The following is a 25486-nucleotide window of genomic DNA, read 5'->3' as shown; positions in this document are numbered from 1 at the left end:
TATAGCTGTATTTAACCTAGATTCAGTTAAACAAATCAATCTTTTTTGAAATGATTTATTAATCGATAAATAATAAAAAATGCAATCTCTGAATAAATTAGTGCTTATCCTACTCTATAGTTGTGTCTTCACTTTGGGGTATGCACAATCCAGTGTTACCTTGACCTATGAGCGGAATAAAATGCAACAGCAAGATACTGTTGTCCGAAAAGGGATCCCTTGGTTAGATGAAACGATTACCGAAGAAAATCGGCTGCCCATGCATACAGATTTTGTGACCTTTCCGCATACGTCTCAGATCATCAACAGCGATTGGCGTGAATCCTCTGCGTATTTAAGTTTGAATGGTTCTTGGAAATTTAAATGGGTAAATAGCCTTTCAAAACTACCTGCTAACTTTGAATCATTAACTTATGACGATCGTCATTGGGATAATTTTCAGGTGCCTGCAAACTGGGAACTCAATGGATACGGTTTCCCGATGTATACTACCTCCGGTTTTGAGTTTACCTATTTAATCGGGAAACCAAATCCACCAATTGTGCCGATGGATTTCAACCCTACGGCAGTGTATCGCCGTGAGGTAGTTATTCCCGAGGATTGGCAGGGAAAGCCCGTAATTCTCCATATTGGGGCAGCCAAATCGAATCTATCTGTTTGGGTAAACGGTCAATATGTCGGGTATGGGGAGGATAGCAAATTACCATCCGAGTTTGACATAACAGCATATTTGAGAAAAGGAAAAAATCTAATTACAATGCGTGTCATGCGATGGGGAGTCGCAAATTATTTGGAGGATCAGGATATGTGGCGCCTTAGTGGAATTACGCGAGATTGTTATCTGCTGGTTCGGCAACCAGTGCATCTACGTGATATTCAATTGTCGCCGACCCTCAATGATGCCTTTGATAAAGGACAGTTAAATACTAAGCTGATCTTTAACCAGGCCAGTCATGGGGATCTAATGGCAGAGGTGACACTTCATAGAAACGGTCGGCTTGTGTCAATTGCAACTGTTAAAGTCGACGGACAGGAAATGGATATTGAACAGACCATAGACCATCCTGAACTATGGTCGGCCGAAATGCCAAATTTATACCAGGTGACTGTTAAACTTACAGACCCTGAGGGCAAACTCAGCGAGATCGTTCCCCAGCAAGTGGGCTTCCGTAGGGTTGAGATCAAAGAAGGTCAGTTGCTCGTTAATGGACAGCCTATACTTGTCAAGGGAATAAACAGGCACGAAACAGATCCCGTTACTGGTCATGTGATCTCGAAAGAAAGTATGTTGCGCGATATACAGCTCATGAAAAAATTCAATATCAATGCTGTTCGTACCAGCCACTATCCCAATGCCGAATATTGGTTGCAGCTCTGTGACCAATATGGATTGTATGTAATTGATGAGGCTAATATCGAATCACATGGCATGGGTTATGACCTGTCCTATACGATGGCCAATAGGCCGACCTGGGAGAAAGCACATGTTGCCCGTGTTGAACGCCTTATTCAGCGCGATCGGAATCATCCTAGCGTAATTATTTGGAGTATGGGCAACGAAGCCGGAAATGGCTACAATTTCTATCGGGCCTACCTCCGGATGAAAGAGCTCGATAAAAGTCGCCCTGTACAATACGAAAGGGCAGTGAATAATTATGGGGAATTAAGATTTGACTGGAATACGGATCTGATTGTACCTATGTATGCAAGTCCATCCGCAATGAAAAATTATGCAGCGCGTAACCCAAAGCCTCAAAGACCCTTTATTCAATGTGAGTATGCACATGCCATGGGGAATTCATTGGGAAACTTTAAGGATTATTGGGACATCATTCGGGCAAACAAAGGAATATTTCAAGGCGGATATATCTGGGATTTTGTGGACCAATGTTTTGTTAAAACCAATGCTAAAGGCGATACGGTATATACCTATGGCGGAGATTATGAACCTAAAGAAGCCATAACGGACTGGAATTATGCTTCCAAAGGAATTTTTTATGCCAATAGAACACCCTATCCACATGCTTGGGAAATGAAAAAAGTATATCAAGATATCCATAGTAGCCTATTGAACGAGAAAAAGATACAGGTTTACAATGAACGTTTTTTTACTGGACTTGAAAATATTGAACTTCAATGGGAGCTTATTGTTGACGGAAAAAAAACGCAATCTGGTTTAATCAAGCATTTGAATGTGTTGCCCCAACAATCTGCTGTACTATCGATTCCTTATAAAGCAGATATTCCGGGGGAAAAATTTCTGAATCTGACTTATCGATTGAAAAAAGCCGAGGCTTTACTTCCCATGGGGCATATTATTGCAACTGAACAGTTGCCTCTGGGTGGCTCTTTTCAGCCTAAAACAGCTATTTTGGCACAGGGCAAAATCAAGACAGAGCGAAAAGATGGGAATCTGATTGTCTCGGCAAAACAGCTACTGATGGAGTTTGACCTTAAATCAGGATGGTTGGCGAAATATCATTATAAAGGACAGGATTTTTTGGATGAACATGCGCTATTTAAGACTAATTTCTGGCGTGCGCCGAATGATAACGATTTCGGTGCCAATACGCCGGAAAAACTGAAACCTTGGAAACTGGTTACGGATTCGATTGAACTGCTTGAAATTAGATCCGAATTAATCGATAGCCTGGCCTATGTATATGCGACCTACCAGATGCCTCAGGTATATGGGCAACTAGAAATGAAATACTGCATTAATCAATTGGGTGAAATGCGTGTTTCTCAGTCATTCCTTGCCGACACCACAAAAAAGGTTGCAGTTCTGCCACGTTTCGGTATGCAATGGATTATGCCATCTGGCTTTGAGGCGATTAATTACTACGGTAGGGGACCACAGGAGAACTACATCGATCGTAATTTTGCATCACATGTCGGAATTTATAAACAGACCGTTGATCAACAGTATTTCCCCTATGTAATGCCACAGGAGACAGGCAATAAGACCGATATCAGATGGATGGAAATAAAAAATAAACAAGGTCGGGGATTGTTCTTTACGTCTGATTCTACATTTAGTATGAGCGCTTTGCATTACTTTGACAAAGATTTGGACGATGGTCTCAAGCGACAACAACGTCATGCAGCTGACCTTGTTAAAAGAAAGCAAACGCAACTTAATATTGACCTCAGACAAATGGGCGTGGGTGGAATTAATAGTTGGGGAGCATGGCCGCTGAATGAATATACATTGCCTTATAAAAATTATACATTCTCCTTTATCATAAAACCAGTCGAATAAATATAACGCCCTGTACAGAAACAGCCTTTCGTAATTGTTGTACAGGGCTTATTTTATTTTTCGACAATTCAGACTAAGGCCGATCGACATGGAATTCATTCTGGAACGCTTTTCGATACTTTTTGACATAGTCGGATGGTGTATGGCCAAACAATTTGCTGAACTGCTGTCTAAAGTAGCGTTGGTCGTAGAAACCTGTTAAGTTAGCTACTTCATTAATTTTTGAATCCGTTAATATGAGCATTTCGGCTGCTTTTTTTAGTCGTACCGACCTGATAAATTCATTGATCGATTTACCTGAAATAGTTTTAATTTTTTTATAGAGTGAAGAATGACTCATGCCTGTTTTTTCGGCAAGACTTATTACAGTCAGTTCTTCCAAGAGGTTCTCTTCAATAATCTCAATGCACCGTTCTATCAATAGCTTGTCTGTGATCGGTACCTTTAGCTCATTGGACTGTAGCGTAATCGCATTAAAGAAAAAGTCCTGCAGGTTCTTCTTGTTCTGTAGTAATGTTTTGACCCGGAGCAACAATATTTCCGAATCAAATGGCTTATGGATATAATCATCGGCACCATATTGAATTCCGGCCAATTTAGTGCTGTCAGAGGTACTTGAAGTAAGTAGGATGATTTGAATATGGTTGAGCGTAGCATTAGATTTTACGGCTTTGCAAAGTGACAATCCATCCATCTCTTCCATGATAATATCACTTATCACCAGATCAGGTTGTTTTTCCTTGATCATATCGAGTGCCTGAACACCATTACGAGCATTATAGACTGTGTATTCTACCTTAAAAATGTCGGTAAGATAGCTGCGGATAGCATCGTCGTCGTCGACCAATAAGACACTGAATTTTTTGCTTGATATAGCTGTCGGGAATAAGGGAACGGTTTCCGTCACTACTTGTGAATCGTATAGCATTTGAATCCCCGACTCGTTGTAAAGCGCTACATCTGCCAAAGGTTCTTCGACTGGGGTTTGTTGTGCTAAGATAGGCAAAACGAGGTCGAATGTTGTTCCCGTTGTTGCTGAACTCGTGTAACTTATTGTTCCGGCGTGCATTTCAACAAAAGTTTTGACAAGGTACATCCCAATCCCGAATCCTGTTTGTTTTTTGGGCCCATTGAGTGGATCCGAAAAATATTTGTCAAATATCCTATCGCCAAGATGTTCGGGGATACCTTTTCCCGAATCTTTGATCTGAATGGTTAATTCCCGACCCTGTTGCGATAAGGCAATATGGATAGCACCATTGGAAGGCGTAAATTTAAAGGCATTTGATATGAGATTGCATAAGATGATCTCAATTTTTTCTTTGTCTGCATTGACATAAATAGGATCGGAATTTTCCAGAAACTGATAATCTATATTTTGTAATTTTGCCTGAGCAGCGAAATATAGAAATATTTCTTTCATAAAGCTTTGGCAGTCAAAAATACTGGTTTTAAGCTGTTCGGCACCGTCCTCTGTTTTTCTAAATACAAGCAGCTGGTCCACCAAGCTTAACAGTCTTTTGGCATTTCTATGTACAACCTGAAGGGAAGCGCTATCCTTGGACTCATTTTTGGTCTTTAGCAGATCTTTAATCGGATTAATAATTAAGGTCAGCGGTGTTCGAAATTCATGCGATATATTCGTGAAAAATGCGTGCCTCTTCTCATTGAGTTCTCTTTCTTTCAGAATGGTAAATTTTGAAAGCTGTATTTCGTAATTTAAAGCGATTTGCCTTCTCCGATAGCGCAGATACCATAGTCCGATATAGACAACAGCCAGCGTGTAAAGTAGGTAGGCCCACCAGCTTCTATACCAAGGCGGAAGAATTTGAATCTCGAGCTTAATCTGTTTATTCGTCCAGTTGCCTTCTGAGTCTGTCGATTGAATATGCAGGATATAAGTTCCTTCGTGCAGACCGTTGTAATTTATTGATCGGGTAGACCCTGCATCGTTCCATCCCTTGTCCAATCCTTCTAATAGATACCTGTATTTTATCTTTTGTGGAGAATCAAACTCCAGGGCTGCAAACTCCAACGAAAAAGTGGATTGATTGTAGGGCAGCGTCAATTTGTGAATGCTATGATCTTTTCCAATATCGACCCGTTCGCTCAGGTCGGCAATCTTTTTATTGTTAATTTTAAGGCTTGTGATAGCTAAGGCAGGTTTATAAATTTTCAGTTTAATGCTATCGGCGTCAAAGATGTTAAAACCGTTGTTCCCTCCGAAAAGAAGATGGCTGTCTTTGAGCTTAAGAGCTGCCCCATAGGAAAATTCGTTGCTTTGAAGCCCATCAGTTTCCTCGTACCGTACAAATTTTTTAGTGGAAGGATCGAACTTCGAAAGTCCATTAAAGGTGCTTAACCACAATTTTCCGGTTTTATCTTCCAAAATATTAAGTACGGCATTGTTGCTCAATCCTTCATTTGTGGAATAATTTTCGACAATCTTTTTTAAACTGATATCAAATGCCAAGAGCCCCTTTCCTTCTGTTCCCAGCCAAAGTCTGTTATTTTTTCCGAGCTGAATGGCACGAACAGGTTTGCCGATTAAATATCTGGAGATTTTTTTCGTCTGCTTGTTTAGCTGTATGATCTCATTGTAATTCCCCATCCAGATATTACCTCTCTGATCATCAATCATACAATTGATATCATAGATATCTTCGCTGAATACTTCAAATTGGTCGCTTGTCGGATTATATGTATATACTCTTCCCTCAGAAAATGTCGCTGCCCAGATCTTTTCATCCTGATCCTTAAAAAGTAACTGTACACTGTTATTTAGAACTCCATTTGGTGTTCTACAAACATAATATTTAAAACCCGAGCCCTCTGTATAACGCGCAAGGCCCCTTTCGGTTGCGATCCACAATTCTCCATTAGTTCCAGTCAAAAGATGGTTTACCGTATTGTCTGGCAATTGCTGTCGCCCTTTTTGAAATGACTGAACCTGATTGGTCTTGTTATCCCATACATAAAGACCATTGCCTTCGGTACCAATCCAGATCTTGTTATCATATTCAACAAAAGAACGGACAAATTTGTGCGCCAAGTTAAATCCTGCATAATGTTTCTGCTGTAAATAATTAAATTTATAGCCATTGTTATCAATCGTCTCAATGCCGCCCTTTCCGGTGCCGATCCATATTTTACGCTGGGAGTCTATGTAAACCGTATAAATGGTCTTGCTATTCAGTGAAAATTGAACGGGCTGTAGATCACTTTTGTCTTCTGCATTTCCATGAGATAAGTTAAGTATAAAAATGCCATTGTTTTGGGTGGCTATCCAAAGTTTGTTTTGTCCTTCCAACGTCAGCATATTGATCTGACTCGATTTAAGCTCCTGCGGATACAATGTCGAAAGCATGCCGTCTTTGATTTTCCAAACAAATAATCCTTCGTAATTTCCAATAAAGAGTTTACCGCTGTTTGTACTAACCATAGAGGTTGCACTGGTAATAACCTTTGATACAAGATGCAACTGCAGTGTTTTTTTATCGAAAGCATATAATCCGCTTCCCTCTATAAAAACCCATACCCGGCCTGCCGCATCAATATGTGTGGCGGATACATGGTAGTATAAGCTGGATAGGTTCGATTTATAATCTTTAAAAGCGATTTGCATGGCATATGCTTCTTTATGACTTTTGTAAAATAGCCCCCAGCCATTTGTGCCTATATAAATATTATTGTCACTATCTATTTGAATGGATTTTGTGTCAGCGTTGAGATGATATAACCGTTTCGATTTTTGGTCTCTATAATTTAAACGGGAGAAGGTATCAAAATTTCGGTCGTAGATTCCAATCCCTTGACCGGTTCCTATCCACAATTTTTTATTGTGGTCTTCTGCTATACAATAGATATAATTATGCGGAATACTGTTTTCGTTATTTAGTTGGTTTCTATAGGTTTTTATATCGTAACCGTCGAATCTGTTAAGCCCGTCGAAGGTACCGAACCACATAAAGCCCTGACTATCCTGAAATATGGATTTTACCGAACTATTGGACAAACCTCTATTCATCTCCTTGGGAAATTGTGCTAGGGTCAGCATACTTGAGTGAACAAGGATGAGAACGAATACCAGGATTAAGGCCTGACGAGAATATAGTAGTCTGTTGAAACTAGGCATGTTAGCAGTTTTGTTCGTATGATATTTCCGATATCAGGTAAAATTATCGATTTATCCTTATCATAGGTTATTATCTTGAAAACGACTATTTGCAATTGAAAACAGTCAAATTGAAGATTGTATGGCTAAAGATACGATTGTTTTTTAAAATAAGTGTATATTGTACGTTTATATAAAAGGGCCTGTATTACAACTAACATTTTTGCTTTATAAAGCGAAAAAAATCGGGAAGAAAGTAATGCGTGTCTCCATTAAATAGTGTACAAACCAATTTAAAGCAGCTTTTGTGCTGGTTTATCAAAAAATACTATACATCTAAATATATGCGGATCAATTTAATCTTATGTCTATTGTTTGTAGGACATTTTTCATTTGGACAGCAACTGAACAAAGAAACTGTACTTGCTCAGCTAAGTAAATCAAACCAGTACTGGCAGTCTCATCATAAGCCCGAGGTTTGGGCTTTTTGGGATCAGGCAGCTTATCATACCGGAAATATGGAATTCTATAAAATTTCAAAATCAGCGGGCGACTTAAAATATGCTGAGGATTGGGCCAGATACAATGATTGGAAAGGTGCCAAGTCGACCAATACGCAACTTTGGAAATACAACTATGGGGAAACAGATGAACACGTTCTTTTTGGTGACTGGCAAATTTGTTTTCAAACCTATATCGATCTCTATCATTTATCGCCAAGCCCTGAAAAGATTGCACGTGCTCAGGAAGTCATGGAATATCAGATCCACTCCAATAAACAGGACTATTGGTGGTGGGCCGATGGTTTGTATATGGTGATGCCCGTGATGGCTAAAATGTACAAATTGACAGGCAATTCACTTTATCTGGATAAGATGTATGCTTATTTACAATATGCCGATAGTATCATGTTTGATCGGGAAGAGAAATTGTATTACCGCGATGCAAAATATGTCTTCCCTAAACACCAGAGCTTACATGGCAAAAAGGATTTTTGGGCTCGTGGAGATGGCTGGGTGTTCGCTGCATTTGCAAAGGTTCTTCAAGATCTACCTCAGGAGGATAAACATTATACCTACTATCAGGAGCGCTTTAAGGATATGGCGGCCGCTATCATTAATTGCCAACAACAGGAGGGATTCTGGACTCGAAGCATGTTAGATCCCGAGCATGCTCCCGGCAGGGAAACAAGCGGAACGGCTTTTTTTACTTATGGGTTGCTCTGGGGAATAAATAATGGCTTGCTAAGCGATTTTAAATTTAAAAATGCTGCGGTTAAAGGCTGGAAATATCTTAGTGAGATCGCTTTACAACCCGATGGCAGAATTGGGTATGTACAACCTATTGGTGAAAAAGCTATCCCCGGACAGGTGGTGGATACCAACTCTACAGCTCCTTTTGGTGTAGGTGCGTTTTTATTAGCTGGCTCGGAAATGTATCGTTATTTAGCTCAAAAATAGATTGGATTTGAAAATGAAAAATAAGATTTTATTGTTCTTTGTTATTCTTCTGACAGGCCATACTGTCTTTGGACAGGGCTTGAAGAAGAAACCTGCATCAACAAAAGAGACGGATAGAGCTTTTTGGCTTAAAGAAATGGATCATATGCTGCGTCCCGTTCTCCGCAGTCTGGCTCATGATAGCCTGCGGTTAACTATGCCACAAATGACTTCTATACACGTGGATAATAAGGAACAGCGCATCAAAGTACAATATGTTGAAGTCTTGGGAAGGGTATTGTCAGGCATAGCACCCTGGCTTTCCTTGGATGGCGGTTCGGCTGAAGAGATAAAGTTACGCGATCAATACAGAGCATGGACTGTTCAAGCACTTAAAAATGCTTTGGACAGCAACGCACGTGATTTTATGCGTTTTGATCTCGGTGGTCAACAGCTTGTTGATGCCTCATTTATCGCTTTGGGATTTATGCGCAGTCCTTGGCTGTGGGATCATATCGACAATCAGACAAAAAAGAATTTGGTAGCATCCATAAAAATTACGCGCCAATTTCGACCGGCTTATTCAAATTGGTTACTCTTTTCAGCAATGAATGAAGTTTTTTTAGCGAAATATTCGGATGATTGGGATGTGATGCGCGTTGATTATGCGCTGCAGCAATTGGAACAGTGGTATGTTGGAGATGGAATGTATATGGATGGTCCGCATTATGCATTTGATTACTATAATAGTTATGTTATCCATCCCTTCTTGGCCGGAATTGTGGATTTCATACAGTTGAAAACTAAAAACTATGATGGGATGTTTACAAAAATCAAGCTCCGAAATGAGCGCTATGCCATTATTCAGGAACGGTTGATCAATGCCGACGGTAGCTTTCCTCCGACAGGAAGGTCCGTAATCTATCGCGCGGCAGCTTTCCATCATCTTGCAGATATGGCGTTCAAGAGACGGCTCCCTGGGGAACTCAGCGAAGGACAGGTGAAGGCTGCCCTGTCTGCGGTATTGAAAAAATCGACCGAAAACCCAAATACGTATGAAAATGGCTGGTTGACACTGGGTATGTATGGTAATCAGCCGGGCTTGGGTGACCCATACAATAATCAGGGGAGCCCCTATTTATGTTCAGTAATTTTTTTGCCTTTGGGATTACCCGACGGAGATTCTTTTTGGACAAGTGAAGCGATCGACTGGAGTGCACGGCGTATCTGGTCAGGACAGGACTGGCATAAAGATCAGGGTAAAGCCATTCAATAACCCCAAATTCCGGTAATAAGTCTCCTTTCAAAAGGATCTGGTGGGCTCAACAAGTGTATGAAAAATTTAATGAAACAATATCTAAATCAACTAGTAAGAGTGGGGATGCTCACTTGCGCGTGTCTCTTGTTTATTTACAATGCACAAGGGCAGAAAATTAAGAATACGCTTGTCGGAAATGGCTGGGCAAAGAACACGGTCAACACAACCGTATTTCGTAAAAATTCATTAACTAGCAATGGTAAATACCAATATATCGCTTATTATGACGAAGCTGGATATGTAGTTTTAGGCCAGCGATTACTTTCTGGCAAGGTCTGGAAGTTACGACGTACCAGCTATACTGGTCATGTGAAGGATGCCCATAATGTAATTAGTATTATGGTGGATAAGGCTGGATATCTCCATGTTTGTTGGGATCAGCATGACAGCAAATTGAGATATGCACGTACCCTTCACCCCAATAGTCTTGTGCTAGGTTATGAGCAAGCCATGCTGGGACAAAATGAGTCAAAGGTAACCTACCCTGAATTCTTAAAGTTACCGAGTGGCGAGTTACTGTTTTTATATCGTGACGGCGGATCCGGTCATGGTAATCTTGTGGTCAATAAGTACGATAGTAAGCAGCAAAAATGGGAGCGGATGCATAGCAATTTAATTGATGGCGAGGGACGCAGAAATGCCTATTGGCAAAGTTATGTGGATCGTCAGGGGACGATACATCTTTCTTGGGTCTGGCGGGAGAGTCCCAACGTGGAAAGCAATCATGATATGGCTTATGCATGTTCAAAAGATGGCGGATTAACCTGGCAAAAGAGTAATGGAATGCGGTATGATTTGCCCATGAAAGAATCTACGGTCGAGTATGCGGCCCACATCCCCCAGCAGCACGAATTGATTAATCAAACCTCTATCGCTGCGGATGAAAAAGGGAATCCTTTTATCGCTAGTTACTGGCGTGATGCAGGAACACAGATCCCGCAATATAAGGTAATCTATTTACAGGAGGGTAAATGGAAGATCCGGTCTTTTGATTTTAGAAAAACACCCTTTAGTTTGAGTGGTGGTGGAACAAAGGATATTCCAATAGCCAGGCCCCAGGTGTTGGTTCGCGGAAAAGACAATAAAATAATGTTGACGCTGGTCTTTCGGGATCAGGAGCGCGGTTACCGACCTTCGATACTAAGGTTGAATGGCATGCATCAAGAGGCAAATGACATTATTGATCTTTGTGAGCAGTCGGTAGGGGCCTGGGAACCTACATATGATACCCAGTTGTGGCAAAAGAAACGTAAAGTTGCTTTATTTGTGCAGTCTACAGTGCAAAAGGATGCTGAGGGACTCGCTGATGCTCCCGCGACAGCAATACGGGTAGTAGAATGGCGTGATTGAGAAAGAGATTGCTGTGTTTTTTTTATATTAGAGAATACTTTTAATACCCTAGCGCTAACATATTAAAAAATCATAAAAAGTAAACCGCACGTTATGAAACATTCAACCGTATTTGTCTTGTTATTTCTAATCTTTACACATGTGTTTGGACAAAAAAGTAAAACAGTCCTATATGTAATCGGAAATATTCACGATAGTGTTCCAAATTATAATGCTCAAATTTTGGTTGGAATTCTTAACCATATTAAGCCTGATATTATTCTTCATGAAGTAGACCGTGAAGGGATGAAGGAATATGAAACTGCTCAGTATAACCCCGAGGGAAATGAAATAAAAGCAAGCAATCTTTATTTGATGAAGAATCCACAAACCCTGAGATTTCCATTTGATTTTGAAGGAAGAAACAAATACCGTAAAGAAAAAGGCATGGTACCTACTGATAACTTAACCGTTAAATTGATCGACAGTTTGTACCGTGCTCAAAAATTGACCAGCGGTCAAGCCAATATTTACCAAGAATTTCAACGTATCACGGGAGATTTAATAAAAATTGCCACGTTATCTCCCGAAAATTTCAATAATCATACTACGGATAGCATTGCTGAAAAAAGACAATATTATCAATATCAAGAATTACTGAAAATTACAGATGCAAGGTCTGAGTTTTCAGAAAGGTTTGTCACAAAACCCGATGGAGACATGATCAGTTATAAAGATGGATTCAGATTAATGTCAGACTTCTGGGATTTAAGAAATCAAACAATGGCATCTAACATCTATGAGATAGCTCGCAAATATCCGGATAAAACGATTGTCGTCTTAACAGGTTTTCTACATCGCTATTATTTGATAAGAGCGCTAAATAAGCTCAATAAAAATGATTTTGTACGCAAGGAATTTTATCAATAACAATCATAATTACGCGGAAGTATAGTGGATACAAATTCTTACTCCACTTTTAAACTGTCGACCGGATTAGCTTTTGCAGCGGCTATTGCTCTCGTACATAGGGTTAGAATGGCAATTACCAGTGCGATGATCCCCGCACCTACAAGTATCCACCAGCTGACCGAAATGCGATAAGCGAACTCTTGCAGCCACTGATTCATCAATAACCATCCGAGCGGCAGTGCAATCAACAGGGCTATACCGACCAGTTTAACCATATCAGAGCACAGTAGATAAACGAGGTTGCTGAGTGTTGCACCTAATGTTTTGCGTATACCAATTTCTTTTATCCGCAATTGGATAGCGAATGTGATTACACCAAATAAGCCTAAACAGGCAATAACGATAGACAAAAAGGCGAAAATTAAGAGAATTTGACCCTGTTTTATTTCCGAATTGTACTGCTGTTCAAAGGTCTTATCTAAAAATGTGTATTCTAAAGGATAATCGGGGACATATTTACTGTAAACTTTGTTTATATGCGAAATTGTATGGTCTACATTTGTCGATTTCATGCGAATATAAATATTGTCCATTTCCATTTTATTAGCTGGAAGTTCTAGGATAAGAGGCTCTATTTTGTGCTGAAGCGAATAAATATGAAAGTCACCGACGACCCCAATAACAGATTTCAGGATGGATTTTCCAGTTGTGTCTCTTCCAAATTCGATCCTTTTGCCTATCGCGTTTGTCCAGCCTTGTTTTTTTGCAAATGCTGTGTTTATAATGACAGAGGCGCTATCTGTTGGCATGGTACTGTCGAAATTTCTTCCCTTAACCAGTTGAATATGCATTGCTGGGATAAAATTAGGGTCGATTTTTAGGGTATTGGCGAGTGTAAAGTTGGGATCAATTTTTCCATTATTTTCAACATTGAAAGTTCCCACGCCAATGTCGTTTTTCCCAATTGGATTGCTGGCGAACGCTACTTCTGTAATATGGCTATCTTCAAGTAAGCTATTTCTGAGCTCGTCACCTTTATTGCGCGTGGATTCATTGTCCAGATGGAAAACCATGACCTGATTTTTATCGAAACCCAGCTCTTTTGTAGTCATAAAATTCAATTGTAGAAAAATGACTATGGTGGATACAATAAGCAATACTGCGATTACAAATTGAAAAACCACAAGTGATTTTCTCAATAGATGTTGGAAGCCATGTGTTCCGATCTGATTTTTTAGCGAAGGAATAGTCTTTAGTCCTGCAAGTACTAAAGCTGGATAAATACCGGTAGTGAATACTAAAAATACGATAAATGGAAGTACAAACAGTAAGGTTTTCCCTATTCCAAAATGCCATAAATCCAACTGCTTACCGATCATTTGGTTTAGCCATGGAAGAAAAGTTGAGGCCAGCAATATGCTTAACAATGCTGCACAAAAGATGATTAAAGACGTTTCAACAAGAAACTGCTTTGTTAGATTTAAAGTGCTGGATCCGATTACTTTCCGGACGGCAATTTCTCTCATCCTTATTGAAGCCTGCGCCGTCGTGATATTAATATAATTTACGATCGCAATTAAGAGTACTAATGCACCGACAATGGAAAAGATGTAAACATATTTGATATTGCTATTATTGCCAAGCTCATAACTTAGATTAGAATGCAGATGGATATCGGTAATTGGTTGTAATTCGATTTTATAATCAAAATCGAGGTCCCGTCCATGAATATATTTTTTTACGATGTAAGGAAGTTTTTTTTGAAGTTGGGGCAAGTATGACTGATCTTTTAATAGTACGTAAGTATAAAGGTAAAGTTGATTCCAATCAGGATTAAAGTCTTTTGAAAAAGAACGGATAGCTCTGAAGCTGAAATGTGTATTTTGAGGTACATTTTGTATAACAGCCGTGACAAGGCTGGGTTCAGATTTATTGAAATAAAGCGTTTTATTGACTGCTGTTTCTACGGATCCAAATAATTGCACGGCTAAGTCTTCTGTCAGTACAATAGACTGGGGATTCGCCAATGCCGTTGCAGGATTGCCAGCAAGAAAATTATAGTCAAATAGATTGAAGAAATTCTTGTCTGCGAGGAAGATTTCGTTGACTTTTGTTTGTTGATTATCAATGGTAATTATACCACCGCCCTCGATATCGAATCGGGTAGCTTCCTTTACGCCGGGAAATTCATCTTTAATAACATTTGCAAGGGGACCTGGAGTTCCTGTTATATCAAAGGAACCGCCATCCCATTTTCCGTGAGAAACAATGCGATATATACGGTCTGCCTGTGTAAAATAACGATCATAACTCAATTCATCATTCACAAATAAGAGAATAATCCAGCATGCGGCTAGGCCTAACGATAATCCTAGTATATTGATTAAGGAGAAGACCTTGTTTCTGAACAATTTCCGCCAACCGACTTTTAAGTAATTATACATGATTTCCTAATTTTAATCTTAAAAATTTATTGCATTTCATATCATTTTTATTTCATGCAACATGCTTGAGATCAATTAGTTTTAATTGCATCAATAGTTTTGCCTAAAGTTCAAAGTGTTAATATTCAGTGTTTTATTAGTGTTTGTTAGAATGCAGTACTGTTCGATTGTGAACAATACTGTTCGCTTGCGAACGGAGAATGATTACATAATTGGCCAGCTCACATTTTATTGTTTCTATTCATCTTTTAGCCCGCATTTAATAGGGTGTACGCATGTGAACAATATCGCTATAAACTGTTCGCTTCCGTACAGCTACTTTTTCTGAAAAAGATATGGAATATGCTTTAAAAGGCTATAGAAGCCGTTATTGAACGCACAGTACAACTGGTATAGTATTTGGCACGAAGCTAATAAAATTGATCTTATGTTCTTTATGTATTTTGAAGTTCACCTTTTCATTTCAGTCATTCACCGAGTTTTACCCGTTGTTGATCTAAAGTCTGTGAGCAAGAAGTATCTAGAGCAGTAATTTTGAATCAACAAATAAGAACAAAAACCATCATGAGCATCGATGGAAATGCTCATGATAGCTTCATCACAATTGAAGAACAAATTATTTAGATGAAAAACTAACACTATAAAATAAAGATATTATGAAAACGCTAGTAAAAACAATCGCAGCAGCAGCTTTAATCGCAATTTCAACATGTGCTATGGCAGCTGAAGGTCCCGGATCAAAATCAGCAAAAACAAACGTTAACCTATCAACAGCAGACTTTGCTTTAGAGCACTATGTTGCTGTAATGACTGAAGGTGAATCGGCTGGTGTAGAACAATTGTTTGCCGAAGATTTTAATCAAAAGGTCCAAACTGCAAACCTGAAGTCAAATAGCCGTAGTGAAGTGGTTAAGTCCTTGAAAAAACAAAAAGGCGAGAAGCTAAACTGTACAGTGAATACAGACGTTCTTGAAGAATCAGCAGATTATATGGTAGCCAGGGTGACCTTGAAATTTGAGGATTTCACCAAGACAGATCTAGTGACTTTTGTCCGTGAAGGAAATGACTGGAAAGTGTCCAAATCGATCAATTCGTATAAATAGAAGTCATTTTAATTCAATATATAAGTTGTAGGGCCACATCAGGAGATGTGGTTTTTTTTATTTTATTGCGGACATTTCGTTTTTCTAACTCTAACTTACGAAACGTGGGCTAACATTCAGCATCGTTATACGTGAATTTGCTAATCATCATTTGCTTCTTTCGGGACAAATGCTCACTATATGGCAGGAACCAAGTTATCTTATAGATACGTATTCCCTTGCTGTTTCGTTGCTTTTTAACCAACGAAACACCAATGAAACACCGAAGAAACACCGAAGAAACACCAAAGAAATAGCAGACGAAGCCCAAGCCAATCCCAAAGAAGGCCCGAACAAAGAGCAAAGAAACACCAAAGAAACGGCAAAGAATCAGCAAGGAATATGCATTATTTTTAATAGGCTGAGTTGTTGAGTTCAATGAAAAGATCAGGCTCTAACAATGATTTCAAAAAACTAAATAGTAGCTTATGAAAATTTCTAAAAGACCGAGATTGAAAGATGTGGCTCTTTTACCTATTAGACACTTGATAGTTGAAAGTCATATTTTATGACGCAAATAATAAATGAGAAATGGCTAATATGAAAAGTCTTTTTGCAGGATAAAGAAATAATGTAACTTAAACAAGTTTTTTTGACTAGTACATAAATGAATTGCATAATATAAAATCAGTGAGATGTTGAAGTTATAATATATCAACTACAAGAGGAGAGCATAAATAGCCAGTATTTTTAAAGAGACTTAAATTAAAAAATGGGCAATAAAACCAAAATAGATTTTATAGGGGGTATTACTGGTGTTTTTAAACCGCTAATGATATTGTTGGTAGGGCTTTTCTTTGTGGGGAAAAGTATAAAAAATGATTACGATAGGTATCATCAATCTTACGAACAGATTACGATTGCAGCTATCGATAGTGTAAAAGCGGACGAATTTGAGCTTACCGGATTTAAAATTAAGAAAGCACAGCTATATGAAAACGAAAGTAATGGTATTGATTTGTTTGTCAGTGATAAGGATATGGAATCAAAAGTTACTGTCGTCGTCGATAACACAGAAAATTTCCTAGAGGATTATCATTCAAGAAATAAAATAATAGTCAAAAAATTTGAAGGCATACATCAGGGTTCCTCAAAGGCGCTGAAAAAATATATTACTGCTTATGGGGTAAATAATAACCAAGGTAAACCGACCACTATATTGGTTTATAGAGAATATTTCAGATGGAAATCTGTAGTAGGCATCTACGCACTATGTGCAATTGGTATCCTATTCATCGTGTTTATGCTGTTGGCAAAAATTAGAGTGTATTGAAAAATAGTGACTTCTTTAAAGTTCTCTTTCTGACTAAATTTTGAGCGGTAACGACTTCTAAGTCGATTTTAATTGAAAACAAAAAAGAGGATTCAATATGATTTTGCTATCCCATCGAAAATTCCGTTTTAATGATAAAAATATAAGGAAAGGCAAATTAATAACAAATGAACATATATAAAATAACGTTGTTTTTACTACTTCTCTCGGTCACGGGAAAAGGCTATGCTCAAGAAGCATTTGAAGGGGAAATTATCTATCAAAATAGCTTTCAAAGTAAGAATTCAAGCGTCACTAGTGAACAAATGAAGATTCTTCTAGGTGATAAGCAAGAATATTTTATTAAATCGGGGAATTATAAATCGTGCACAAATGGTGTCGGTATAACAATGCAGCTATATATTGGTGAAACCAATAGACTTTACAATAAGACGAGCCGATCCGACACACTTTATTGGTTTGATGCCGATGTGAAATCAGATGCAGTTATAAGTTATGAGCTCGTTAGGAATAAAGAGAAAATATTGGGGGAAGATTGTGATGCCTTGATTTTAAAGACGCAAGGTGGGCAGACAACCTATTTCTACACATCAAAGTACCCTGTTGATTTTACGAAGTATCAGATGCATAGTTATGGAAACTGGAGCTACTATTTATCAAAAGCCAAGTCTGTTCCATTGAAAATTGTGGTCGATAATGAGCAATTCAAAATGGAATCGGTAGCTCAAAAGATAGAAGCAAGGGAAATTCCTGACGATTTTTTTGCAATATCAGTCGATACACCGATAAAGAAAACGAAATAAATCAACTTGGTCAGCAGACAGTAATCATTAATCTTTTGCCAGGCTTTTTATGCGGTGTGCGCATGCGAACAATCTATTTTGAAACTGTTCGTATGCGCACATTTTCTTTTTCGTAAAGAATCTTGAAAATGCCTTTAAATGTGCTGAGAGGCACAAATGTTCTTATTGTAGCCACTGGTATAGTATTTGGCATGCAGCAGCTAAGATGGTTGTTATATTCACCTTTACATTTCCACCATTCACCGATATTCAAATATCGTTGGTCTAAAGTCCATAGGCCAGAGATATATTGAACTTTAGTTTTGGATCAACAAGTAAGGGTATATAGACTAACACAATAGAACAAAAAGATAGTATGAAAGCATTCGTAAAAACATTCACGGCAGCAGCTTTAATCTGCTTATCGTCAGTTGCTATGGCAGCTGAAAAACCAGCATCAAAACCAGAAAAAATTAGCATTAATCTTTCCACAGCAGACTTCGCTTTGCAGCATTATGTTGCTGTAACGACGGCTGGAGAATCTGTGGGTTTAGAGCAATTATTTGCGGAAGATTTCAGCCAAAGGATCCAGGCTTCCAATATACAGACCTACTACGGACGCCAGGCTTTGATTAAATCTTTAAAAAAACAGCAGGGAGAAATTCTGAACTGTAAAACGCATATCAAGGTTGTCGAAAAATCCACAGATTATATGATTGCAAAAATTGTATTGAAATTTGACAGCTTTAGCATGACTGATCTAGTGACTTTAGTTTATGAGAATGGCAGTTGGCAGGTGTCCAAGTCAGTCCATTCCTATCAGTAAGAACCACTCTTTTATTTTTTCTTCTTGGCTCCATTATTGTATAAATTCAGTTGCCGATAGAGTAATGGAATAGCGTGTTTTGTTCTAAATCGTTGAAACGAAGCAACTATGAGGTGTAAATTACCGAATGTGCTTAGAATTCTTTAGTTTTGAATACACTAGTTAGGGATAACCCTATGTCTCCTCGGCAAAGGAACGTTTGGAACAATTCAGAAATACGGACGAACAATGATATTGAAAGAAAGAATCGGTCACAATTACCTGAAATATCTGTTTACTGGGACGCTTTCAGCTCTGTTGGCTACAGGGTATGCACAGGAAGTCGACAAACGGCAGAAAGATAAAAAGGAGAAGCAGCAACATATTGAGCAAAGGAGTGGAGGAGAGGTTCAAACCATGGATTCCATTGATGTCGTACGCGACTACCGGCCTATGCTGGCCGATGCGGTCAAGGTGCGCCGCAGTCCCGATATGACACATATCAACCGCGATGCTATCGAAACGGAGCTGCGTCAGATTGCCACAGCCACCTATTTAGCACAGCAAAAATATAAACAGGCCTATTATCACGAATTGATGAAACGGCACCCAGACGCTTCGCAAAGCAATATCGATAATTATCGCATCAGCTATCTTGCTTACGGCGCTGGCGAATATAAAAGAGCAAGCGGTATGCTGGAGGCCATAAAACCTTCGGATGCCTTTTATCAGGGGGCCATCATGACATTAGGCCATATCGCTCTGGAGACTGGCGATAAGCAAGCGGCACGAAATGCTTTTGTCAAAGCGACAAAACTGGATTTAGACCAGCAAGTGAAAGCTGATGCGCTATTTAACTATGCTAAAATCTTGTTTGCAATGGACTCCACCCAAGCGGCACAAAAAGTCCTCGAAAAATATATCGAGCAGGAAGTGAAACCTGTCGATCCGGGTTCAAAAAGAAAGGAAAGTGCCGAAACACTATCCGCTGAAATTCTACGAGGGACGACCAACTTCCATGCCGGTGTTAGTATGCTGGAATCGCTAAAAGAGCGCGGTCGGGAGGTCAATGCGATCTATCAAAAGGTAACCTACTACCGCGGACTGGAGTTTTATAACGAGCGCGCTTTCGAAAATAGCATATCCATGTTTATGCGATCTGAAAAGTTTCCCGTCAATGCTGAAATGGCCGCTCTTGCGACCTATTGGAAAGCAGAGGCCATGTATGAAGTCCGCAAATTTGGTGAAGCCGTAGAAAACTTCTCCCAGTTTCTGAGCCTGCCCGTCGCTCGGAATAGCGACCTGTATAATTATGCAAATTATGGGCTGGCCTATGCGGCCTACCGAAACAACCGTTTTGAGTTGGCAGCCAATTATTTTGAACGCTTTCTGACTGCTGGAGGAAATGCGGTGGATCAAAATATACGCTATGATGTCATTGCACGGCTAGGCGATTCGTATCTGTGTCTGCGCGATTACGGCCGGGCCAACAAATACTACGATCAACTGATCAACAGCAAAGCGCCCAATCAGGATTATGCCTTATTCCAGCGTGGTATCTTATTTGGTCTGCAAGGTAACAACGAAACCAAGCTCAGTACGCTGCGCTCCGTTTTGAAGCAATTTCCATCTTCGAACTATGCAGATGATGCGGCCTTTGAAATTCCCTATACTTATTTCACGATGGGTGATTATAGCCGTGCAATCGAAGGGCTGCAAGCAATGGTCGAAAAGTACCCCCGTAGCAGTTATATTCCGCGCGCCTTAATGACCATAGGGCTCGTGCAGTATAATAACGATGAGCCCGAAGCGGCGAAAGCGACTTTTCAGAAGGTGGTGGAGAAATATACCCGAACTGCTGAAGCCGAGCAGGCGATGCGTTTCATTGAAAACATCTACCTCGATCAAGGGGATGCTTCGAGCTATATTCGTTACGCTGTCGGTACCAATGTCAGTAATCTGAGTCCCGCAGAGCTAGATAACATGGCTTTCCAGGCGGCGCAGTCGCTATTCGCCAGGGGAGAATACGGAGCGGCTGTAGAAGCGATCAATGCCTATTTTGATAAATTTCCAAAACCCAGACAAGAAAAATTCGCCCGTTACATCCGTGGGGTGAGTTCGTACCGCACCGGGCATCCGCAGGAAGCATTACACGATCTAAATATCATATTGAACGACTGGACGAGCAAATATTCAGAGAATACCTTGCTGACGGTTGCTGCGCTATATTTGGATCTTAAAGAATACAATGAAGCCATTGTGCACCTCAAAAAATTGGAGCTCAACGAAGAATATAAAAAGAACTATGGCTATGCGGTAACGAACCTGATGGTGTGTTACTTCGAACTCGGCGATATGGAGCAAATGGCTAAGTATGTGAGTCTGGTCAAAAATTACAACGGGGCAACCGAGGAGGAAATAGCGAAAGCGCATCTGTATAGTGGAAAAGCCTTGCTGAAAGAAAAGAATGTAGCGTCTGCCATGAAAGAATTCAACCTCGCCGCGCTGAAAAGCCAATCGGCAGTCGGCGCAGAAGCGCGGTATCGCGTGGGGCAGTTACAGTATGATAACAAGGAATATGATAAAGCGCTGGAAACAGCCTTTGATGTGATCAACAATAGGGAAGCACAAGAATATTGGGTTGCCAAGAGCTTCCTATTGCTTGCTGATGCCTATACGCGTAAAGGCAATGCTTTCCAGGCGAAGAGTACCTTGAAAAGTGTGATTGACAATTATGATAAAAACGATGATATCGTGCCCGCTGCGAAAGAACGCTTACAGAAGTTGAAGTAATACTTCTGAAAATTTGGCATACGCCAGATGTGATCAAGTTTTTCATTTCTTTCGAATGAAGAGGATCGTATGGAACATGAGCCTAAAAAGCCCGAGAACAATCGGGCTTTTTGCATTAAGTAGACTGCTATAAATCTGATAAGAAACCTCCCTAATAATTATAAATGGTATAAATCCAAGAACGAAGATCTGTTTCTTTATCACTTAGTCTCCATAAGTGAATGATTTTATTCACATCGTCCTTCATAGCGGATTAAATCCTAATTTTTGTACAAAAACGAACCTTTTTTGAACAAATCAATACCATAGCGGAAATCTGCTGTGGCTATTTTTGTGTCGTCCCATTTGATCAATTTGATTTAAAGAAGACCAATATAGCATAGACTACAATAATCAATAGACTTGAAAATATGTTCAAATACAAAATGATAAACAAACAGCTAATCTCAAATTGGATAATAAATTTTTTTTTAACGCTTTTATTGTGCACTTCTGGATTGCTTGGTTTTTCTCAAAAAAATGAAGGGAAAAGCGATTCGGGCAACACCGGGTATATTTTATTAAAGCCAAAATACGATGGTCATTCAGTCTTGCGCAATCCTTTAAATGGTTGGGTAATGTATGCTCCCCGTAATGCAGATGATACGTATTGGGATATCGAATATTTTGTACCAGCATTGGGTAAAAAGGTAAAGGTCATTGATTATGCTTCGGCATGTTATGTACGCACGAGCTGGTCTTCGCTGAATCCCAGTGACGGTGTTTATGCCTGGGATGATCCAAACTCTAAAATAGGAAAGCTCCTTAAAGGCGCACAAACGAGAGGGTTGCCCATAGCGCTCCGTATTGTGGTAGATGGTCGCGACCAAGGTCAAAATACACCCAAATTTGTGTTCGACCTCGGAGCCAAATATTATTTGGAAAATGAAAATCATCCCGATAGGCAAACACCTTATCCTCAGGATGCGGTATTTAGAAAATACTATACCAAATTTATCACAGCTTTGGCCAAGGAATTTAATGATCCTGAAAAGACCTCTTTTATTGATGCCTATGGCTTGGGGAAATGGGGCGAAGCACATTATGTTGTCTATGAAGACCCCAAAATGGCAACACCCGAAAGTACTGAAAAAATAAAGGAAGAAACCCTGGACTGGGTGACCAGCTTATATGCTAACACATTTACAAAAGTTCCTTTGGTTATCAACTACCATCGTCTGGTCGGTCATCCCGAAAGTTGGGGCGCAGTCAACCCGAATAGTGAACGCTTATTGGATAAAGCTATTGATAAGGGGTATAGCCTTCGCCAAGATGCTTTTGGCATGACTGGCTATTACCAGAATTGGGAAAAGGATTTTGCCAAGAAATGGAATTTTAAGCGTCCTATCATTATGGAAGGAGGCTGGATTATTGCCCCAGGTAAGCACCGTTATTGGACAGACCCCAGTGGAAAATATAGAGAAGGTCATGACGAGGATGTGAGGAAAGGTGAGTTCGACCTGTCGGCCGAAGCCCATGTCAATATGATGGACTTTAGAGCGGGGGGAGAAACTGAATCCTGGTTTAAGTCCTTTGATTTGGTTCAACGGTTTATTACAGAAGGGGGGTACCGTGTATATCCAGACCAGATCAACCTCCCTCAAGATATCAAGTCGGGAAAGATAGCGCAAATCTCCCATCGTTGGCAGAATATGGGCTGGGGCTATTTACCTAATAATATTCCACAATGGAACTACAAATATAAAGTTGCTTTTGCACTGTTAGATGCCAAAGGGAATGTTAAAAAGATTTTTGTAGATCGTCAGAGTGAACCGTCTGCTTGGTTGAAAGGTGCTGCTGCGAGTTATAAAATAAATGCAAAAGTAGATCTACCTGCAGGGATATACAGCTGGGCAGTCGCCATTGTTGATACGACCAAGGAAAATAAGCCGGCAATTCAACTTGCCCTTGATGGAGATTTGACGGCTCAGGGTTGGACAAAGCTTTCGGCATTGCAGGTAAAATAGAAAATTTTATTAACAACTAACACCTATTATGATAAAGCTGATCAATCTATCTTTGATATTGTCCCTTTTTTTTAGTCTGATAACCTCCAACCTTGTTGCACAGCAAAATATGGCCAATGTGTATGGTAGGCGAGCTCAATCCTTAAATGGAAAGTGGAACGCTATTGTAGACTTATACGACCAGGGAAGAAAAAACCAAATCTACCTGAATAAAAAAGCCGAAAGCAAGACTGATTTTTATGAATATGCTTTCGAGAATGGTCTCCGTTTAAATGTACCTTCAGATTGGAACAGTCAAATGCCTGAACTTAAATATTACGAAGGTACCATCTGGTATGGCCGTAAGTTCGATGTAGTGAAAGAAAATAACAAAAGGTTGTTCTTGTATTTCGCTGCGGTAAGTTACCGTTGTCGCATATATCTCAATGGACAAGAGATTGCACAACATGAAGGTGGTTTTACGCCCTTTCAGATTGAAATAACGGATGCAGCTAAAGAAAACGATAATTTTTTGGCAGTTGAGGTAAATAATAGCCGGCAGGTTGATGCCATTCCGGCAATGGCTTTTGATTGGTGGAACTATGGTGGTATCACCCGAGATGTCTTTTTGGTAAGCACGCCAAAAGTTTTTATCGATGATTATTTTGTTCAATTGGACAAAACCAAAGCCGATAAAATCAATGCGAAGGTCAAACTTTCGGAAACGATGGCCAATTCCTCGGTAACTATCGAAATACCGGAACTACAACTAAAACAAACGCTTAAAACAGATGCTCAGGGAGAAGTAAAAACTTCATTCCTATCGAGAAAAATCAAACGTTGGTCGCCTACTGCACCTAAACTGTATAACGTGAAGATTTCAACGCGCGACGATCAAATAGAAGAGGAAATAGGTTTTCGCAATATTTGGGTAAAAGGGGAAGATATCTTCCTGAATGGCGAAACCATTTTTCTTAAGTCCATTTCATTTCATGAGGAAATACCTCAGCGCAAAGGTCGTGCTTTTTCACAGGCAGATGCAGTGATGCTGCTTTCAGAAGCGAAAGCTTTGGGCTGTAATATGATTCGTTTGGCACATTATCCACAAAATGAATATATCGTGAGAATGGCCGAAAAAATGGGTTTCTTGTTGTGGGAAGAAATTCCCATTTGGCAAGGTATCGATTTTGAAAATGAATCGACCAAAGAGAAAGCAGGTAAAATGATGCGGGAAATGGTTGCTCGAGACAAAAATCGCTGCGCACTCGCTTTTTGGGGAGTAGCCAATGAAACCCAACCGTCCGAGCCTAGAAATGCTTTTATCAGGCATTTGATTGCTACATGCAGAGCCGTTGACACGACCAGGCTTATAACTGCTGCTTTTGATCTTGTTCGTTTCAATAAGCAGAAGGAAACCTTTGTTATGGATGACCCTTTTACGAAAGAATTGGACGTCGTAGCTGTTAACAAATATTTAGGCTGGTACCATTCCTGGCCAGTTTCTCCTGATAAAGCAGTATGGGATGTGGCAAGAGGCCAGCCTTTAATTATTTCTGAATTTGGAGGCGAGGCGCTGTATGGCAAAACGGGCGAAAAGGATGTCGTCAGTTCATGGAGTGAAGATTACCAAGAGACTTTGTACAAAAACAACCTCGAAATGTTTGAGCATATTCCAAACCTGCGCGGAACTTCACCTTGGCTGCTATTTGATTTCCGCTCGCCGTTCCGTTTTCATCCGACCAACCAAGATGGCTGGAACCGCAAAGGATTGATCTCAGACCAAGGCTACCGAAAGAAAGCCTGGTTTCTGATGAAACATTATTATGATAATAAATAAGACTTCAATTACGAAACCGAGCTTAAAGAGGAGTACCACAGTGACACTATT

14 protein-coding genes are annotated in these 25486 nt (G+C 39.8%); 12 read left to right on the top strand and 2 right to left on the bottom strand.

The annotated features are described in order from the left end of the window. Positions 1 to 79: 79 nt before the first annotated feature. Positions 80 to 3262 carry a glycoside hydrolase family 2 TIM barrel-domain containing protein gene (locus ACHWSC_RS20550; protein ID WP_394678000.1) on the top strand — a complete coding sequence of 1061 codons (3183 nt, stop codon included), beginning with the start codon at positions 80 to 82 and terminating at the stop codon, positions 3260 to 3262. Positions 3263 to 3335: 73 nt separating this feature from the next. Here ACHWSC_RS20550 and ACHWSC_RS20545 read toward each other — a convergent pair whose 3' ends face one another. Next, positions 3336 to 7397: a two-component regulator propeller domain-containing protein gene (locus tag ACHWSC_RS20545; RefSeq protein ID WP_394677999.1), complete on the bottom strand. Its 4062-nt coding sequence runs from the start codon at positions 7395 to 7397 to the stop codon at positions 3336 to 3338. 323 nt (positions 7398 to 7720) lie between these two features. Here ACHWSC_RS20545 and ACHWSC_RS20540 point away from each other — a divergent pair, with 323 nt between their 5' ends. The 4 genes from ACHWSC_RS20540 (at position 7721) to ACHWSC_RS20525 (ending at position 12392) form a co-directional block, all read left to right on the top strand. Beyond that, complete coding sequence (locus tag ACHWSC_RS20540) at positions 7721 to 8836, top strand: glycoside hydrolase family 88 protein (RefSeq protein WP_394677998.1); 1116 nt, start codon at positions 7721 to 7723, stop codon at positions 8834 to 8836. A 13-nt stretch (positions 8837 to 8849) separates the two neighbouring features. Beyond that, positions 8850 to 10091 (top strand): DUF2264 domain-containing protein, encoded by a 1242-nt coding sequence (locus tag ACHWSC_RS20535; RefSeq protein WP_394677997.1) that lies wholly within the window; start codon positions 8850 to 8852, stop codon positions 10089 to 10091. Between the two features lie 69 nt (positions 10092 to 10160). Then, the gene (locus tag ACHWSC_RS20530; protein ID WP_394677996.1) at positions 10161 to 11483 is read left to right on the top strand and encodes a BNR repeat-containing protein; all 1323 of its coding nucleotides are present in this window, start codon (positions 10161 to 10163) and stop codon (positions 11481 to 11483) included. A 93-nt stretch (positions 11484 to 11576) separates the two neighbouring features. Continuing rightward, positions 11577 to 12392: a hypothetical protein gene (locus tag ACHWSC_RS20525; RefSeq protein WP_394677995.1), complete on the top strand. Its 816-nt coding sequence runs from the start codon at positions 11577 to 11579 to the stop codon at positions 12390 to 12392. A gap of 38 nt (positions 12393 to 12430) precedes the next feature. Here ACHWSC_RS20525 and ACHWSC_RS20520 read toward each other — a convergent pair whose 3' ends face one another. After that, a complete protein-coding gene (locus ACHWSC_RS20520) occupies positions 12431 to 14818 on the bottom strand; it encodes an ABC transporter permease (RefSeq protein WP_394677994.1) in 2388 nt (795 codons plus the stop codon). Between the two features lie 656 nt (positions 14819 to 15474). Between ACHWSC_RS20520 and ACHWSC_RS20515 the strand changes: the two genes are divergently transcribed. The 7 genes from ACHWSC_RS20515 (at position 15475) to ACHWSC_RS20485 (ending at position 25435) form a co-directional block, all read left to right on the top strand. Beyond that, the gene (locus tag ACHWSC_RS20515) at positions 15475 to 15921 is read left to right on the top strand and encodes a nuclear transport factor 2 family protein (RefSeq protein ID WP_394677993.1); all 447 of its coding nucleotides are present in this window, start codon (positions 15475 to 15477) and stop codon (positions 15919 to 15921) included. A gap of 751 nt (positions 15922 to 16672) precedes the next feature. Next, positions 16673 to 17233: a hypothetical protein gene (locus ACHWSC_RS20510; RefSeq protein ID WP_394677992.1), complete on the top strand. Its 561-nt coding sequence runs from the start codon at positions 16673 to 16675 to the stop codon at positions 17231 to 17233. A 167-nt stretch (positions 17234 to 17400) separates the two neighbouring features. Next, positions 17401 to 18036 carry a hypothetical protein gene (locus ACHWSC_RS20505; RefSeq protein ID WP_394677991.1) on the top strand — a complete coding sequence of 212 codons (636 nt, stop codon included), beginning with the start codon at positions 17401 to 17403 and terminating at the stop codon, positions 18034 to 18036. A 355-nt stretch (positions 18037 to 18391) separates the two neighbouring features. Then, a complete protein-coding gene (locus ACHWSC_RS20500; protein WP_394677990.1) occupies positions 18392 to 18841 on the top strand; it encodes a nuclear transport factor 2 family protein in 450 nt (149 codons plus the stop codon). A 228-nt stretch (positions 18842 to 19069) separates the two neighbouring features. Further along, positions 19070 to 21613 carry a tol-pal system YbgF family protein gene (locus ACHWSC_RS20495; RefSeq protein ID WP_394677989.1) on the top strand — a complete coding sequence of 848 codons (2544 nt, stop codon included), beginning with the start codon at positions 19070 to 19072 and terminating at the stop codon, positions 21611 to 21613. 590 nt (positions 21614 to 22203) lie between these two features. Continuing rightward, entirely contained in the window at positions 22204 to 23619 is a 1416-nt protein-coding gene (locus ACHWSC_RS20490) for a DUF4832 domain-containing protein (protein WP_394677988.1), read from the top strand. 28 nt (positions 23620 to 23647) lie between these two features. Next, entirely contained in the window at positions 23648 to 25435 is a 1788-nt protein-coding gene (locus ACHWSC_RS20485; RefSeq protein WP_394677987.1) for a glycoside hydrolase family 2 protein, read from the top strand. Positions 25436 to 25486 lie beyond the last annotated feature (51 nt).

Origin of the sequence: uncultured Sphingobacterium sp. (genome assembly GCF_964277905.1) — a bacterium.
GTDB lineage: Bacteria > Bacteroidota > Bacteroidia > Sphingobacteriales > Sphingobacteriaceae > Sphingobacterium > Sphingobacterium siyangense.
Note: the sequence above shows the minus strand (reverse complement) of the source record. Positions and strands in the feature narration are given on the sequence as shown.

Excerpts from the sequence above, each read along its gene's own strand:
- ACHWSC_RS20550 (WP_394678000.1), top strand. The coding sequence starts at position 80 with ATGCAATCTCTGAATAAATTAGTGCTTATCCTACTCTATAGTTGTGTC.
- ACHWSC_RS20545 (WP_394677999.1), bottom strand. The coding sequence starts at position 7,397 with ATGCCTAGTTTCAACAGACTACTATATTCTCGTCAGGCCTTAATCCTG.
- ACHWSC_RS20540 (WP_394677998.1), top strand. The coding sequence starts at position 7,721 with ATGCGGATCAATTTAATCTTATGTCTATTGTTTGTAGGACATTTTTCA.
- ACHWSC_RS20535 (WP_394677997.1), top strand. The coding sequence starts at position 8,850 with ATGAAAAATAAGATTTTATTGTTCTTTGTTATTCTTCTGACAGGCCAT.
- ACHWSC_RS20530 (WP_394677996.1), top strand. The coding sequence starts at position 10,161 with ATGAAACAATATCTAAATCAACTAGTAAGAGTGGGGATGCTCACTTGC.
- ACHWSC_RS20525 (WP_394677995.1), top strand. The coding sequence starts at position 11,577 with ATGAAACATTCAACCGTATTTGTCTTGTTATTTCTAATCTTTACACAT.
- ACHWSC_RS20520 (WP_394677994.1), bottom strand. The coding sequence starts at position 14,818 with ATGTATAATTACTTAAAAGTCGGTTGGCGGAAATTGTTCAGAAACAAG.
- ACHWSC_RS20515 (WP_394677993.1), top strand. The coding sequence starts at position 15,475 with ATGAAAACGCTAGTAAAAACAATCGCAGCAGCAGCTTTAATCGCAATT.
- ACHWSC_RS20510 (WP_394677992.1), top strand. The coding sequence starts at position 16,673 with ATGGGCAATAAAACCAAAATAGATTTTATAGGGGGTATTACTGGTGTT.
- ACHWSC_RS20505 (WP_394677991.1), top strand. The coding sequence starts at position 17,401 with ATGAACATATATAAAATAACGTTGTTTTTACTACTTCTCTCGGTCACG.
- ACHWSC_RS20500 (WP_394677990.1), top strand. The coding sequence starts at position 18,392 with ATGAAAGCATTCGTAAAAACATTCACGGCAGCAGCTTTAATCTGCTTA.
- ACHWSC_RS20495 (WP_394677989.1), top strand. The coding sequence starts at position 19,070 with ATGATATTGAAAGAAAGAATCGGTCACAATTACCTGAAATATCTGTTT.
- ACHWSC_RS20485 (WP_394677987.1), top strand. The coding sequence starts at position 23,648 with ATGATAAAGCTGATCAATCTATCTTTGATATTGTCCCTTTTTTTTAGT.